Origin of the sequence: Streptomyces sp. Isolate_45 (assembly GCF_024721315.2) — a bacterium.
Classification (GTDB): Bacteria; Actinomycetota; Actinomycetes; order Streptomycetales; family Streptomycetaceae; genus Streptomyces.
This window is the reverse complement of sequence record NZ_JANFAK020000212.1, coordinates 1-12,834: the sequence shown is the minus strand read 5'-3', so window position 1 is coordinate 12,834 and position 12,834 is coordinate 1. Positions and strand designations below refer to the sequence as shown.

Genomic DNA, 12,834 nt, shown 5'->3' with positions numbered 1-12,834 from the left:
GCCCGGTACCGAGCCCGGCGGGGTTCACCGGGGACTGCGCGAGCTCGGCGGGACCGGAGTCGACGGGGCTGCCGTCCGCCCGGCGCCGCCCGGACGGCAGCGCGAGCGCGCCCCCGCCCTCACGGGCCCCGGCGGCCTTCGCCTCGTCGGCACCGTCCTCCAGGAAGGCGTCCACTCCGCGCCGCGCCCGGCGCCCACCGGGGCCGTTGCCACCGGACGTGGCCCCGGCGCCCTGGCCGCCCTCGGGCGCCGCGGGCTCCTCGGGGGGATCCGGCAGCGTCACGGTCCCCGCGCCCGAGCCCAACGGCAGTTCCAGCACGTACGCCCCGCCGGGCGCGCCCGGCACCTCCACCGTCTGCAGGACCCCGCCGTGCGCGGCGACGATGCCCCGGACGACCGGCTCGTGCACGGGGGTGCCGCCCTCGTGGGGGCCGCGCACCTCGATCCGTACGACCTCGCCGCGCTGGGCGGCGGCGACCACGATCGTCGAGTCCCCGTACCCGCTGCCCTGGGCGGTCTTGCCGGTGGCGTCCACCCCGGCGACGTCGGCCACCAGGTGCGCGAGGGCGGTCGCGATGCGTTCCGCGTCCACCTCGGCCTCGATGGTCGGGGCGTGCACGGCGAACTGCACCCGGCCGGGGCCGATCAGTTCGACCGCGCCGTCGATGCCGGCCGAGACGACCGTGTTGATCAGGACGTTCTTCTTCTTGAGCTTCTCGGCGCCCGCGTCGAGCCGCTGGAAGGCGAGCACGTTGTCCACCAGCGCGGTCATCCGCGAGTACCCGGCGGCCAGGTGGTGCAGGAGTTGGTTCGCCTCGGGCCACAGCTGGCCCGCGTCGTCGGCGGCCAGGGTGGCCAGTTCCCCGCGCAGCTCGTCGAGGGGGCCGCGCAGCGACTCGCCGAGGACGGCCAGCAACTGGGCGTGCCGCGCCGCGAGGGCGTCGTAGGCCCGCCGGTCGGTGAACGTCATGACGGCGCCGACGAGCAGCTCCCCGTCCCGTACGGGCGAGGTCGTCAGGTCGACGGCGACGGGCTGTCCGGACTTGTTCCAGAGCACCTGCCCGCGGACCCGGTGCTTGCGACCGCTGCGCAGGGTGTCGGCGAGGGGGGACTCGTCGAAGGGGAAGGGCGAGCCGTCGGCGCGCGAGTGCTGGACCAGTCCGTGCAGCTCGCGGTTGCCGAGGTCGGTGGCGCGGTAGCCGAGGATCTGCGCGGCGGCGGGATTCACCAGGACGACCCGGCCGTCGGTGTCGGTACCCACGACGCCTTCGGCGGCGGCCCGCAGGATCATCTCGGTCTGCCGCTGCGAGCGGGCCAGCTCGGCCTCGGTGTCCACGGTTTCGGAGAGGTCGCGCACGACGAGCATCAGCAGCTCGTCACCGGTGTAGGCGGGCTGGGGCTCGCGGTAGGCGTCCCGGCCGTCGAGGTGGGCGCTGGTGACCTCGACGGGGAACTCGGAGCCGTCGGTACGACGCGCGGTCATCCGCTTGGGCTTGGAGCGGCCCTCTTCGTCGTCGCCGGGCCGGCGCATCGAACCGGGGATCAGCTTGGAGTCGAACTCCGGCAGCAGGTCCAGTACACCGCGTCCGACGAGCCCCGTGCCGGGGCTCTCCATGACCGCGAGGGCGATCGAATTCGCGTTGACGACCGTGCCGTTGGCGTTGACGAGCAACAACGCGTCCGGGAGCGCGTCGAGTATTGCTGCGAGGCGAGCAGCGCCTCGGGATGGCCTGCTGCTCACGACGAGCTTCCTCCCTGACCACGACTACCGGCATGTCACGGGAGGAGTCTAAGGGCACGGCCCCGCGGCGAGGTGGCGGATGTACGGGGGAAACCGTGCATCCCGCGCATCCTCCCAGGTCAGGAACGCGCACTCGGAAGCACAGGTTCCAGGTTGTTCCACCGGGCGATGTCGCATCCGTTCTGCCGGCGGAAGGTGCTGTCCACCTTCTCGCCGCGCCACGTACCGGTGACGCGGGCGGTCGCGGGACCCCCGTCCTGGAAGGTGCAGATCTGCCGCTTCGGCTCGGGCGCGAAGGGGTTCTTGCCCTGCCGGGCGAGCTCGTCGAGGCGCGCGCAGGCCTTCTTCGCCTCGGGGTGGTTGCCGGCGACGGGGTCGCACTCCAACCGGTACTCGCCGTCGAGGAACCGGTTGCCGGTCTCGGAAACGGCGATGGTGAGGTGGTCGGGTTCGGGGGCGGACAGCAGCCGTGCCACCGGCAGGGACGGCAGCGGCGGCAGTGGGCCGGCGACCGCTGCGGCCAGGGCTGAGGTGACGGCGAAGGCGGCGAGACGCAGCATGGGGCACTCCAGGTCGTCCGTACGTCGTACGTCCCACCAACGACGCGCCGGCCCCGATGTTGCGTACGGGCTCGGGGATGTGTGCCGTACGTGTGCCGCACGTGTGTGCCGTGACCGCCCGGGCCGGGGGGAGTTCCGGGTCCGACACCGTTCCCGTGCGTTCCCGGGGACCGGACTCGAAAGGGCGGAGGGTCGTCCGCGCGGCGGGGCGCCCCGGGGACGACGGTTCGCCCCGCACGGCACTCCGGCGCCACGCGGCTTTCGAGGGGAAGGGCTTAAGGCTTTGCCCTGTGGCCCCGGCTGCTTGTACCGTGGGAGCGGATTGGTGAGCGGCCCTACGGCTGTGTCATCATCTGCACGCACCTTCGTACGCGGGGGTGTGCTGGAGGCGTCGCCTAGTCCGGTCTATGGCGCCGCACTGCTAATGCGGTTTGGGGCTTACCCCCCATCGAGGGTTCAAATCCCTCCGCCTCCGCACCTGACGAAGCCCCGGTCCTCACGGACCGGGGCTTCGGTGCGTTCCGGGGTGTTGACTCGGGCGGTTCGACACCGGCCGGCCCTGCGAGGGAAGGCCCGCGCGAGGGCGCGCCGGACTGCCCCGGGAATGGCCGGACGATCTTCTTCTGAGGCTTTTTCGCAGGTCAGAAGGGGTGGAGCTAATGGATTTCGCGTCCCGCCGAGGTCCATGTATTGTTGTTCTCGCAAGGCCAACGGGGCGCAAAACCCCGGGAAGCCCAAGCACTCGTAGCTTAACGGATAGAGCATCTGACTACGGATCAGAAGGTTGCAGGTTCGAATCCTGCCGAGTGCACAGCCGAAAAGGCCCCCCGGTTCGCCGGGGGGCCTTTTGCGTTGCCTTGACATCGCCGTCGCTAGCCTTCGAAGGACTGTTGATCGTTTCGATCCTTCGAGGGGGGGGACCCATGGGTCTGTTCGGGAACGCGCACACCGTCGATCCGGTTTCGGCGCAGCGGGACTACGCCCGGCTGCTGGGGCACGGTGAGCAGGTGCACGCCGCCTTCTTGCTGATCCGGGACACGATCCTGTTCACCGACCGGCGGCTGGTGCTCGTGGACAAGCAGGGGCTCACGGGGAAGAAGGTGGAGTACCACTCGATCCCCTACCGGAGCATCACGCACTTCTCCGTGGAGACGGCCGGTCACTTCGATCTCGACGCAGAGCTGAAGATCTGGATATCGGGTGCCCCGGCGCCGATCGAGAAGACCTTCACCAAGGGCGTCGACATCTACGAGGTGCAGGCGATCCTGACCCAGTTCGTCGCCCGATAGGAGGACCCGGTGTCGGCGCCGGCCCCCGTGGTCGACGCCGGGGCCGGCCTCGACGCCGGGCCGTGTTTCACGTGAAACACGGCCCCGGTCGGTCGGTGGTCACGTCCGGACGCGCGGCAGGCCGGTCACGGACATCACCAGCGAGTAGAGCGAGGTGGTGGCGGTGATGAAGACGCGGTTGTTCTTCGGGCCGCCGAAAGCGATGTTGGAGACGGGTTCGGGGACGCGCAGGCGGCCGATGAGGTCGCCGTCCGCCGCGTAGCAGTGCACGCCCGAATCGATGGCGGCCGCCCACAGTCGGCCCTCGTCGTCGAAGCGGATGTTGTCGACCCTGGGGCAGGTCGTGAAGACGCGGTCACCGCTCAGGGTGCCGTCCGCGTCGACATTGAAGGCGCGGATGTGGCCGGCGCGGGTGTCGGCGGCGTACAGCGCGCTCTCGTCCGGGGAGAAGACCAGCCCGTTCGGGCCGAGGAAGTCGTCCGCGACGAGCCGGACCTCACCGGTGGCCGGGTCGGCGCGGTAGAGGTTGCAGGCGCCGATCTCGCTCGGCGCCCGGTGGCCCTCGTAGTCACTGGTGATGCCGAAGTCGGGGTCGGAGAACCAGACGGAGCCGTCCGAGCGGACCACCGCGTCGTTCGGACTGTTGAGCCGCTTGCCGTTCCAGCGGTCGGCGATGACCGTGATCCGCCCGTCGTGTTCGGTCCGGGTGACGCGGCGGTTGCCCTGCTCACAGGTGATCAGGCGGCCCTCCCGGTCGAGGGTGTTGCCGTTGGAGTGGCCCGCCGGGGAGCGGAACACCGAGACGGCGCCCGTGGCCTCGTCCCAGCGCAGCATCCGGTCGTTCGGGATGTCGCTCCACACCAGCTGGCGCCAGGCCGGCAGGTACAGGGGCCCCTCGGCCCAGCGGCAGTCGTCGTACAGCCGCTCCAGGCGGACGTCGCCGTTGGCGCAGCGGCCGGTACGGAAACGTTCGTCCAGGATCTCGTACAGATCGAGGTCGGCTATGGCTGACATTCTTCCCCCTGTGGTCCAGTTCACCGAACTGTGTTCGGTGTGATGGTGAGATTGCAGGATCAGGTACCGTTTCCGCAAGAGCTGCCGGCTCATGAGAGGAAGATCGCGTGGACGACATCGACCGGGCGCTCGTCCTGTGTCTCCAGCAGGACGCGGGTCAGTCGTACGCAGCCCTCGGCGCCGCCGTCGGGCTCTCGGCCGGGGCGACCCACGAACGGGTGCGCAAGCTCCGCGAGCGCGGCGTCATCCGGCGGACCACCGTCGACGTCGACCCGGCCGCCGTGGGCAGCGGGGTGCTCGCCTACGTGATGGTCGATTCCCGTTCCTGGATGGGCGAGTCCGGGCCCGCGTTCGAGGCGATCCCGGAGATCCAGGAGGCCCACGTCATCGCGGGCAGCGCCTCCGTGCTGGTCAAGGTCCGCACCGCCTCCACCGAGCAGCTGCAGGACGTACTGCGCCGGCTGTACGCGATCGACGGGGTCAGCGGCACTCACGCCACCGTCGTCCTCGACACCTTCTTCGAACGGCCGCTCCCGCTGTGACCTGGAGGTGCACCGGGATCCGATGGTCGGACGGCCGCCCCGCCATCGGCTGGACAGGCCGCGCGGACCGCGACAGCCCGCTCGCCCTCGGGCAGCGGCTGGCCTTCACCGCCCTGGGCGAGCGGCGTTGCCTGGGCGTGCGGCGGGCCGGCAGGCGCACCCCCTGCCCCACCGGCCAGGCGGTCCCGGGCCGCATCGGGAACGCCCAGTGCCCGGAGTGCGCCCGCCTGGACCGGTCCTTCTCGGTGGCCGCCGACACCAACGCCGCCGACCCGCGTCCCTACCGGGTCTACCTGGCGTGGTTCGGCCCGGACACGGTCAAGGTCGGCATCACCGCCGAGGAACGCGGCCCGGCCAGGCTCCTGGAGCAGGGCGCGGTGACGTGGACCTGGCTGGGGCGGGGCCCGCTGATGGCCGCGCGCCGCACCGAGGAGCTGCTGCGTGCCGCCCTCGGGGTGCCGGACCGGATCGCCTACGCCCGCAAGCGCGTCCTGCGGGGCCTGCTGCCCCCCGAGTCCGAGCGGGCCCGTGAGGTCGCCGAGCTGCACGCCCGGTCCGTCGCCCTGCCCGGCTGGCCGGATTCCCTGGAACGGCTGCCCTGCGACGTCACCGACCACGCCGTGCCGTTCGGGTTGGCCGGGCTGCCCGTCCCGGCCCGGGTGGTCACGGAGTTGGTGCCGGGCGGGACCGTGGCGGGCGTCCCGGTCGGCGCGGCCGGACCGGACCTGCACTTCGCCGACGGGCTCGTGCTGGACGGGCGGCTGCTGGCCGGTTGGGAACTGGTCGCCGTCCCCGCGGCGGTGGAGGCCGTGACCGACGTGCTCCTCGCGGAGATCGCCCCGCCGGCTCCGGAGACCGAGCAGGACGGACTGTTCTGACCGTTCGTGGACGACCCCGGGTGCGGCGGACGCCGACCCGTCCGACGGCGCCGCCCGCCCGCCCGCGACGGCCAAGGTCAAAACTTGGATCCCTTTGGCCCTCCGGGGCCGATTGCGGTGGACACGCCGGAGCCGTCCGCCGAGGGTGGTGGGCATGAGCATCCAGCCCGTGCCGGCGTTCGAACCGCCTTACGTCATGGCCGTTTTCAGCAATGTCCGCACCCCCGACGAGAGCGGATACCCCGAGACCAACGCCCGGATGAACGAGATCGTCGCGGAGAACCCCGGCTTCCTCGGGTACGAGTCCGCGCGCACCCCCGGCGGCCTCGGCATCACCGTCGCCTACTTCCGCGACCACGAGTCCCTCACCGTCTGGAGAGAGGACCTGGAGCACCGGGCGGCCATGGAACAGGGTCGCGCCCACTGGTACGACAGCTACACCCTGCACGTCGCGACGGTCGAACGGAGCCACGGCTTTGCCCGCAACGGCTGAGACGGTCCGGGCGGTCCGGGTCTTCCGGGAGCGGCTCGGGCTGCCGGGACTGGTCGACGTCCACACCCACTTCATGCCCGAGCGGGTCCTTGACAAGGTGTGGGAGTACTTCGACGCGGCCGGCCCGCTGACCGGGGTCGAATGGCCCATCACCTACCGGCACGAGGAGGAGCAGCGCATCGCCCTGTTGCGGGAGTTCGGCGTCCGGGCCTTCACCGCGATGCTCTACCCGCACAAGCCCGGGATGGCCGCCTGGCTCAACGCCTGGGCCGTCGGCTTCGCCGCCCGCACCCCCGACTGCCTGCACACCGCGACCTTCTTCCCGGAGGAGGGCGTCGCCGCGTACGTGCGCCAGGCACTCGATGCCGGGGCCCGCGCCTTCAAGGCGCACCTCCAGGTCGGCGGCTACGACCCGAACGACGACCGGCTCGAACCGGTCTGGGGGCTGCTGGCCGAGGCAGGGACCCCCATCGTGATCCACTGCGGTTCGGGCCCCGTCCCGGGCAAGCACACCGGCCCCGAGCCGATCGCCCGGCTCCTGGCCCGCCACCCCCGGCTTCCCCTGGTCGTCGCGCACATGGGAATGCCCGAGTACGCGGACTTCCTGGACCTCGCCGACCGGTACCCGGAGGTCCGCCTCGACACCACCATGGCCTTCACCGACTTCTCCGAGCAGTTCAGCGGCTTCCCGCCCGGGGACCTCGGGCGGCTCGCGGACCTCGGCGACCGCATCCTGCTCGGCACCGACTTCCCGAACATCCCCTATCCCTACGAGCACCAGCTGGAGGCCCTGGAACGCCTCGGGCTGGGCGACGACTGGCTGCGGGCCGTCTGCCACGACAACGGCGCCCGGCTGTTCCGCCTCGACGGCTGAGGCCCCGCGATCCGGCCCCGCGATCCGGCCCCGCGATCCGGCCCCGCGATCCGGGCCCGGGATCCGGCGCTGGTACCCCGCCGGGCCCCGCCGGCGATTCTCAGGAGATTCACAGGAAGGGGCAAGAACGCTCTCAGAGGCGGCGGCCAGCGTGAACCCATGACTGCGACGACCACCTCCCACGCGTCCACGTCCACCGGCAACCCGACGGCCCTCGTGCGTCCCGACGGGGGACCCTGCCGGGTCCTCGTCGTCGACGACGAGGCCTCCCTCTCCGAGCTGCTGTCCATGGCCCTGCGCTACGAGGGCTGCGAGGTCCGCAGCGCGGGCGACGGGGCGGGCGCCGTGCGGGCGGCGCGGGAGTTCCGGCCGGACGTGGTCGTGCTGGACATCATGCTCCCGGACATGGACGGCCTGGCGGTGCTCGGCCGACTGCGCCGGGAGATCCCGCAGGTGCCGGTGCTGTTCCTGACGGCCAGGGACTCGGTCGAGGACCGGATCGCGGGCCTGACGGCCGGCGGCGACGACTACGTCACCAAGCCGTTCAGCCTGGAGGAGGTCGTGGCCCGGCTGCGCGGCCTGGTCCGGCGCTCCGGCGCGGCGCAGGCCGCACGCGGCGGCTCCGTCCTGTCCGTCGGTGACCTGCGGCTCGACGAGGACAGCCACGAGGTGGTCCGGGGCGGCCAGGAGGTCCACCTGACCGCCACCGAGTTCGAGCTGCTGCGCTACCTCATGCGCAACCCGCGCCGCGTGCTCAGCAAGGCGCAGATCCTGGACCGCGTCTGGTCCTACGACTTCGGCGGCCAGGCCAACGTGGTCGAGCTCTACATCTCCTACCTGCGCCGCAAGCTGGAGGCGGGCACCGGCCTGCCCCCGATGATCCACACCCGGCGCGGCGCGGGCTACCTGATCAAGCCGGCCGAATAGTGCCCGTACGCCTTCCCCTGCCGGCCCGCCGCTCGACCCCCCGTCCCGCCCGCCGCGCCACCCGCCGGCCGTGGTCCCTGCGGACCCGGCTGGTGGTTTCGGCGGTGGCGCTGATCGCGGTCGTCGGCGCGGCCATCGGCACCGTCACCACCCTCGCGCTGCGCTCCTACCTGGTCGACCGGCTCGACGAGCAGCTGAACGTCTCCCTGGGCATCGCGGTCCGGGGCCCCGGCGCGGGCAAGGCGGCCCGCGACAACGCCCTCGGCTTCGTCCTGGCCCCGGGCAATCCCCAGAACACCGCCGGGATCCGCCTCGACCCCACCGGCAAGGTCCTCGGTACCGCCCGCAGCACCCCCGCCGACGGATCGGCGCCCGACCACCTGCGCGCCCTCGACGAGGCCCAGACCGAGGCCCTGGCCGGGGTCGCGCGCAAGGCCGCGCGGGGCGGCGGAGGCCCCGTGGAACTGGAGCTGCCCGGCCTCGGGGGCTACCGGGCGCAGACCGCGCCCGGCGGGAGCCTGGTCCTCGCGATCCCGCTCCGCGACGTCGACCGTACGGTGCACACCCTGATCGGAGTCGAAGTCTCCGTCACCCTGGCCGGGCTGATCGCGGCCTCCCTCGCCGGACAGGCCCTGGTCGGGGTCGCCCTGCGGCCGCTGCGCCGCGTCGCCGCCACCGCCACCCGGGTCTCCGAACTTCCCCTGCACAGCGGGGAACCCGCCCTGCACGAACGGGTCCCCGACGCCGAGGCCGATCCCCGTACCGAGGTGGGCCAGGTCGGCGCCGCACTGAACCGGATGTTGGGCCACGTCTCCTCCGCGCTCACCGCCCGCCAGGAGAGCGAGACGCGGGTCCGGCAGTTCGTCGCGGACGCCAGCCACGAGCTGCGCACCCCGCTCGCCTCCATCCGGGGATACGCCGAACTCACCCGCCGGGGACGGGAGGAGCCCGGTCCCGACACCCGGCACGCCCTGGACCGGATCGAATCCGAGGCCACCCGGATGACGGGACTCGTCGAGGACCTCCTGCTCCTGGCCCGGCTCGACGCCGGCCGCCCGCTGTCCGGCGACGCCACCGACGCCGACCTCGCGCCGCTCGTCGTGGACGCCGTCAGCGATGCCCGGGCCGCCGGACCGGGGCACCACTGGCGGCTCGATCTCCCCGACGAGCCGGTACCCGTACGCGCCGACCCGGCCAGGATCCAGCAGGTCCTGGTGAACCTGCTGGCCAACGCCCGCACCCACACCCCGCCCGGCACGACGGTCACCGCCCGTGTTTCACGTGAAACATCCACCGTCCGGCTACGGGTCGAGGACGACGGGCCCGGCATCCCGCCCGAGCTGCTGCCCCACGTCTTCGAACGGTTCGCCAGGGGAGACGCCTCCAGGTCGCGGGCGGCCGGATCCACCGGCCTCGGGCTCGCCATCGTCCACGCCGTCGTCTCGGCGCACGGCGGACGGGTCGACGTGCGCAGCGCACCCGGCATGACCTCCTTCGAGGTGCACCTGCCGCTCGCCCCCGCCGCGGACCTCGGCAACCGCGCGGACTCACAGACGGGGCACAGGCTCAGCACACAGCGGTGACAGGCCGCCCCGCGAGGGTCGTCCCATGTCAACCGACGCCTCTCCCGGGGCCCTTCCGGCACGGACGCCCCTCGCGCCCCTGCCCGGTGTGCCCGTGCTCGACGTGGTGATCCCGGTCTTCAACGAGGAGAAGGACCTCGGCCCCTGCGTCCGCCGGCTGCACGCCCACCTCACGCGCACCTTCCCCTACCCCTTCCGCATCACCATCGCCGACAACGCCAGCACCGACCGCACCCCGGAGGTCGCGGCCGCCCTCGCCGCCGGGTGCGCGGAGGTACGCAGCACCCGGCTGGAGCAGAAGGGCCGCGGCCGGGCCCTGCGCACCGTCTGGTCCCGGTCGGAGGCGCCCGTCCTCGCGTACATGGACGTGGACCTCTCCACCGACCTGAACGCCCTCCTGCCGCTGGTCGCCCCGCTGATCTCCGGCCACTCCGACCTCGCGATCGGCACCCGGCTCGCCCGGTCCTCGCGGGTGGTGCGGGGCGCGAAGCGGGAGTTCGTCTCGCGGGCCTACAACCTGCTGTTGCGTTCGTCGCTCGCCGCCCGGTTCAGCGACGCCCAGTGCGGCTTCAAGGCCATCCGCGCCGAGGTCGCCGAGCGACTGCTGCCCCTGGTGGAGGATTCCGGCTGGTTCTTCGACACCGAACTGCTGGTGCTCGCCGAGCGGGCCGGCCTGCGCATCCACGAGGTTCCCGTGGACTGGGTCGACGACCCCGACTCCACGGTCCACATCGCGCGCACCGCCGCCGAGGACCTCAAGGGGATGTGGCGGGTGGGCCGGGCCCTGGCCGTCGGAGCGCTCCCCCTCGACCGGCTCGCCCGACCCTTCGGGGACGACCCCCGCGACCGGACCGCCCTGCCCGGAGTCCCCCGGGGGCTGGCCCGCCAGCTCCTGGGCTTCTGCGCCGTCGGGGCCCTGAGCACCCTCCTCTACCTGCTGCTCTACTCCGCCCTGCGGGGGGCGGCCGGACCGCAGGGCGCCAACGCGACCGCCCTGCTGCTCTGCGCCGTCGCCAACACCGCCGCCAACCGGCGGCTCACCTTCGGCGTACGAGGTCGGGCCCGGGCGATCCGCCACCAGGCCCAGGGGCTCGTCGTGTTCGGCATCGGGCTGGCCCTGACCAGCGGTTCGCTGGCCGCGCTCGGGGCGGCCACCGCCGAGCCGTCGCACGGCACCGAGCTGGCCGTCCTGATCACCGCGAACCTCGCCGCCACGGTGCTCCGCTTCCTGCTCCTGCGGGCCTGGGTCTTCCCCGACCGGGCCGCGCGGCCCACGACCCCGATGCACGCCACGACCTCGATCCACCCCACGCCCCGGACGGACCCCACCGCCGTACCGACGACCCAGGAGGGCCCGTGACCACGGCCGCACCGCCGCTCTTCCCACCAGCCGCACCCGAACCCGCACCCGTCACCGTCCCGACGGCGGCCGTGCGGCCGCGCTGGGAACGCCCCGCGTACGCCGCCCTGCTCCTGTGCACGGCCCTGTTGCTCCTGTGGAACCTGGGCTCTTCCGGCTACGCCAACTCCTTCTACTCCGCGGCCGTCCAGGCCGGTTCGGAGAGCTGGAAGGCCTTCTTCTTCGGCTCCTCCGACGCCGGGAACTCCATCACCGTCGACAAGCCCCCGGCCGCCCTGTGGCCCATGGCGCTGTCCGTACGGCTCTTCGGACTCGGCTCCTGGCAGATCCTCGTCCCACAGGCCCTGATGGGCGTGGGCACCACCGCGGTTCTGTACGCCTCCGTACGCCGCCAGTTCGGGCCCGCCGCGGCCCTCCTCAGCGGCAGCGCCTTCGCGCTCACGCCGGTCGCCGCGCTCATGTTCCGCTTCAACAACCCGGACGCGCTGCTCACCCTCCTGCTGACCGTCACCGTGTACTGCGTACTGCGCGCCCTGGAGGGGGCACACACCCGCTGGCTCCTCTGGGCCGGTGTCGCCGTCGGCTTCGCCTTCCTCACCAAGACCCTCCAGGCCTTCGTCATCCTGCCGCCCCTCGCCCTGCTGTACGCGGTCTGCGCGCCGACGCGGCTGCGCCGGCGTCTGGGTCAGCTCCTGTTGGCGGGGGCGGCCGCGGTGGTGGCGGGCGGCTGGTGGGTCGCCGTGGTGGAGCTGTGGCCCGCGGCCTCCCGGCCGTACATCGGGGGCTCCCAGAACAACTCCTTCCTGGAACTGACCCTCGGCTACAACGGCCTGGGCCGGATCAACGGGAACGAGACCGGCAGCGTCGGCGGTGGCGGAGGCCGTCCGGGCGGAGGCGGCGGAGGTGGCGGCTGGGGTGAGACCGGCATCGACCGGCTTTTCTCCGCCAATGTGGGAGGGCAGATCTCCTGGCTGCTGCCCGCCGCCCTGATCCTGCTGGTCGCCGGTTTGGTGATCACCTGGCGGGCACGTCGGGCCACCGATTCCCTGGAGGGCATGGCCCGCGCGGCCTTCCTCGCCTGGGGCGGCTGCCTGCTGATCACGGCCGTGGTCTTCAGCTGGATGCAGGGCATCTTCCACGAGTACTACACCGTCGCGTTGGCGCCGTTCGCGGCCGCCCTGACCGGGATGGGCGTGGCCCTGCTGTGGGAGGAGCGGGGTTCCCGGGCCGCCGCGTTCACGCTCTCCGGGACCCTCGCGCTGACCGCTTACTGGTCGTTCGTCCTGCTCGGCCGGTCCGACGGGTACCTGCCGTGGCTGCGCTGGACGGTCCTGGTGGCGGGCGGGCTCGCCGCGGTGGCGCTGGCCCTCGCCGGCCGCCTCGACCGCCGGCTGCTGCGGGCGACGGCCGCACTGGGGCTGGCGGCCGCGCTGGCGGGCCCGCTCGCGTACTGCCTGACCACGGTGAGCGCCGGCCACACGGGCTCCATCGTGACGGCCGGTCCGGCCGTGGCGGGCGGCCGGGGCGGCCCCGGCGGAATGCGGCAGGGCCCCGGCCCCGGCGGCGAGGCCCC

12 protein-coding genes and 2 tRNA genes are annotated in these 12,834 nt (G+C 72.9%); 11 read left to right on the top strand and 3 right to left on the bottom strand.

Annotation, left to right across the window (positions count from 1 at the left end):
• Together NOD94_RS36985 and NOD94_RS36980 are read right to left on the bottom strand one after the other, a co-directional pair.
• The coding region (locus NOD94_RS36985) for a PAS domain-containing protein (RefSeq protein WP_281210617.1) at positions 1-1,741 on the bottom strand (1,741 nt) is incomplete at its 3' end.
• Positions 1,742-1,860: 119 nt separating this feature from the next.
• Complete coding sequence (locus NOD94_RS36980) at positions 1,861-2,301, bottom strand: SSI family serine proteinase inhibitor (RefSeq protein WP_281210616.1); 441 nt, start codon at positions 2,299-2,301, stop codon at positions 1,861-1,863.
• Positions 2,302-2,685: 384 nt separating this feature from the next.
• On the opposite strand from NOD94_RS36980, the gene NOD94_RS36975 reads away from it, so the two are divergent.
• The 3 genes from NOD94_RS36975 (at position 2,686) to NOD94_RS36965 (ending at position 3,590) form a co-directional block, all read left to right on the top strand.
• A tRNA-Ser gene (locus NOD94_RS36975) sits at positions 2,686-2,776 on the top strand.
• Between the two features lie 263 nt (positions 2,777-3,039).
• Positions 3,040-3,112, top strand: a tRNA-Arg gene (locus tag NOD94_RS36970).
• Between the two features lie 112 nt (positions 3,113-3,224).
• Positions 3,225-3,590, top strand: coding sequence for a PH domain-containing protein (locus tag NOD94_RS36965; protein ID WP_281210615.1), 366 nt, complete (start codon positions 3,225-3,227; stop codon positions 3,588-3,590).
• A 99-nt stretch (positions 3,591-3,689) separates the two neighbouring features.
• On the opposite strand, the gene NOD94_RS36960 is transcribed toward NOD94_RS36965, so the two are convergent.
• Positions 3,690-4,604: an SMP-30/gluconolactonase/LRE family protein gene (locus NOD94_RS36960; RefSeq protein ID WP_281210614.1), complete on the bottom strand. Its 915-nt coding sequence runs from the start codon at positions 4,602-4,604 to the stop codon at positions 3,690-3,692.
• 107 nt (positions 4,605-4,711) lie between these two features.
• On the opposite strand from NOD94_RS36960, the gene NOD94_RS36955 reads away from it, so the two are divergent.
• The 8 genes from NOD94_RS36955 to NOD94_RS36920 form a co-directional block, all read left to right on the top strand.
• On the top strand, positions 4,712-5,146 hold the full coding sequence (locus NOD94_RS36955) for an Lrp/AsnC family transcriptional regulator (RefSeq protein WP_281210613.1): 435 nt from the start codon (positions 4,712-4,714) through the stop codon (positions 5,144-5,146).
• The gene (locus tag NOD94_RS36950) at positions 5,143-6,024 is read left to right on the top strand and encodes a DUF2797 domain-containing protein (RefSeq protein WP_281210612.1); all 882 of its coding nucleotides are present in this window, start codon (positions 5,143-5,145) and stop codon (positions 6,022-6,024) included. The genes NOD94_RS36955 and NOD94_RS36950 overlap by 4 nt, the downstream gene beginning before the upstream one ends.
• A gap of 154 nt (positions 6,025-6,178) precedes the next feature.
• Entirely contained in the window at positions 6,179-6,517 is a 339-nt protein-coding gene (locus NOD94_RS36945; protein WP_281210611.1) for an antibiotic biosynthesis monooxygenase, read from the top strand.
• Positions 6,501-7,391, top strand: a complete 891-nt coding sequence (locus tag NOD94_RS36940) for an amidohydrolase family protein (RefSeq protein WP_281210610.1) — start codon at positions 6,501-6,503, stop codon at positions 7,389-7,391. Before NOD94_RS36945 ends, NOD94_RS36940 begins: the two co-directional genes overlap by 17 nt.
• Before the next feature lie 159 nt (positions 7,392-7,550).
• Positions 7,551-8,318, top strand: a complete 768-nt coding sequence (locus tag NOD94_RS36935) for a response regulator transcription factor (protein ID WP_281210609.1) — start codon at positions 7,551-7,553, stop codon at positions 8,316-8,318.
• A gap of 17 nt (positions 8,319-8,335) precedes the next feature.
• Positions 8,336-9,901, top strand: coding sequence for a HAMP domain-containing sensor histidine kinase (locus tag NOD94_RS36930; RefSeq protein ID WP_281210619.1), 1,566 nt, complete (start codon positions 8,336-8,338; stop codon positions 9,899-9,901).
• Between the two features lie 25 nt (positions 9,902-9,926).
• Entirely contained in the window at positions 9,927-11,261 is a 1,335-nt protein-coding gene (locus NOD94_RS36925) for a bifunctional glycosyltransferase family 2/GtrA family protein (RefSeq protein ID WP_281210608.1), read from the top strand.
• A gap of 71 nt (positions 11,262-11,332) precedes the next feature.
• Positions 11,333-12,834, top strand: a 1,502-nt coding sequence (locus NOD94_RS36920; RefSeq protein ID WP_281210618.1) for a glycosyltransferase family 39 protein, incomplete at its 3' end; no start/stop codon positions are given.

Coding starts and splice junctions, on each gene's coding strand:
- NOD94_RS36960 (WP_281210614.1), bottom strand. CDS start 4,604: ATGTCAGCCATAGCCGACCTCGATCTGTACGAGATCCTGGACGAACGT.
- NOD94_RS36965 (WP_281210615.1), top strand. CDS start 3,225: ATGGGTCTGTTCGGGAACGCGCACACCGTCGATCCGGTTTCGGCGCAG.
- NOD94_RS36935 (WP_281210609.1), top strand. CDS start 7,551: ATGACTGCGACGACCACCTCCCACGCGTCCACGTCCACCGGCAACCCG.
- NOD94_RS36925 (WP_281210608.1), top strand. CDS start 9,927: ATGTCAACCGACGCCTCTCCCGGGGCCCTTCCGGCACGGACGCCCCTC.
- NOD94_RS36980 (WP_281210616.1), bottom strand. CDS start 2,301: ATGCTGCGTCTCGCCGCCTTCGCCGTCACCTCAGCCCTGGCCGCAGCG.
- NOD94_RS36945 (WP_281210611.1), top strand. CDS start 6,179: ATGAGCATCCAGCCCGTGCCGGCGTTCGAACCGCCTTACGTCATGGCC.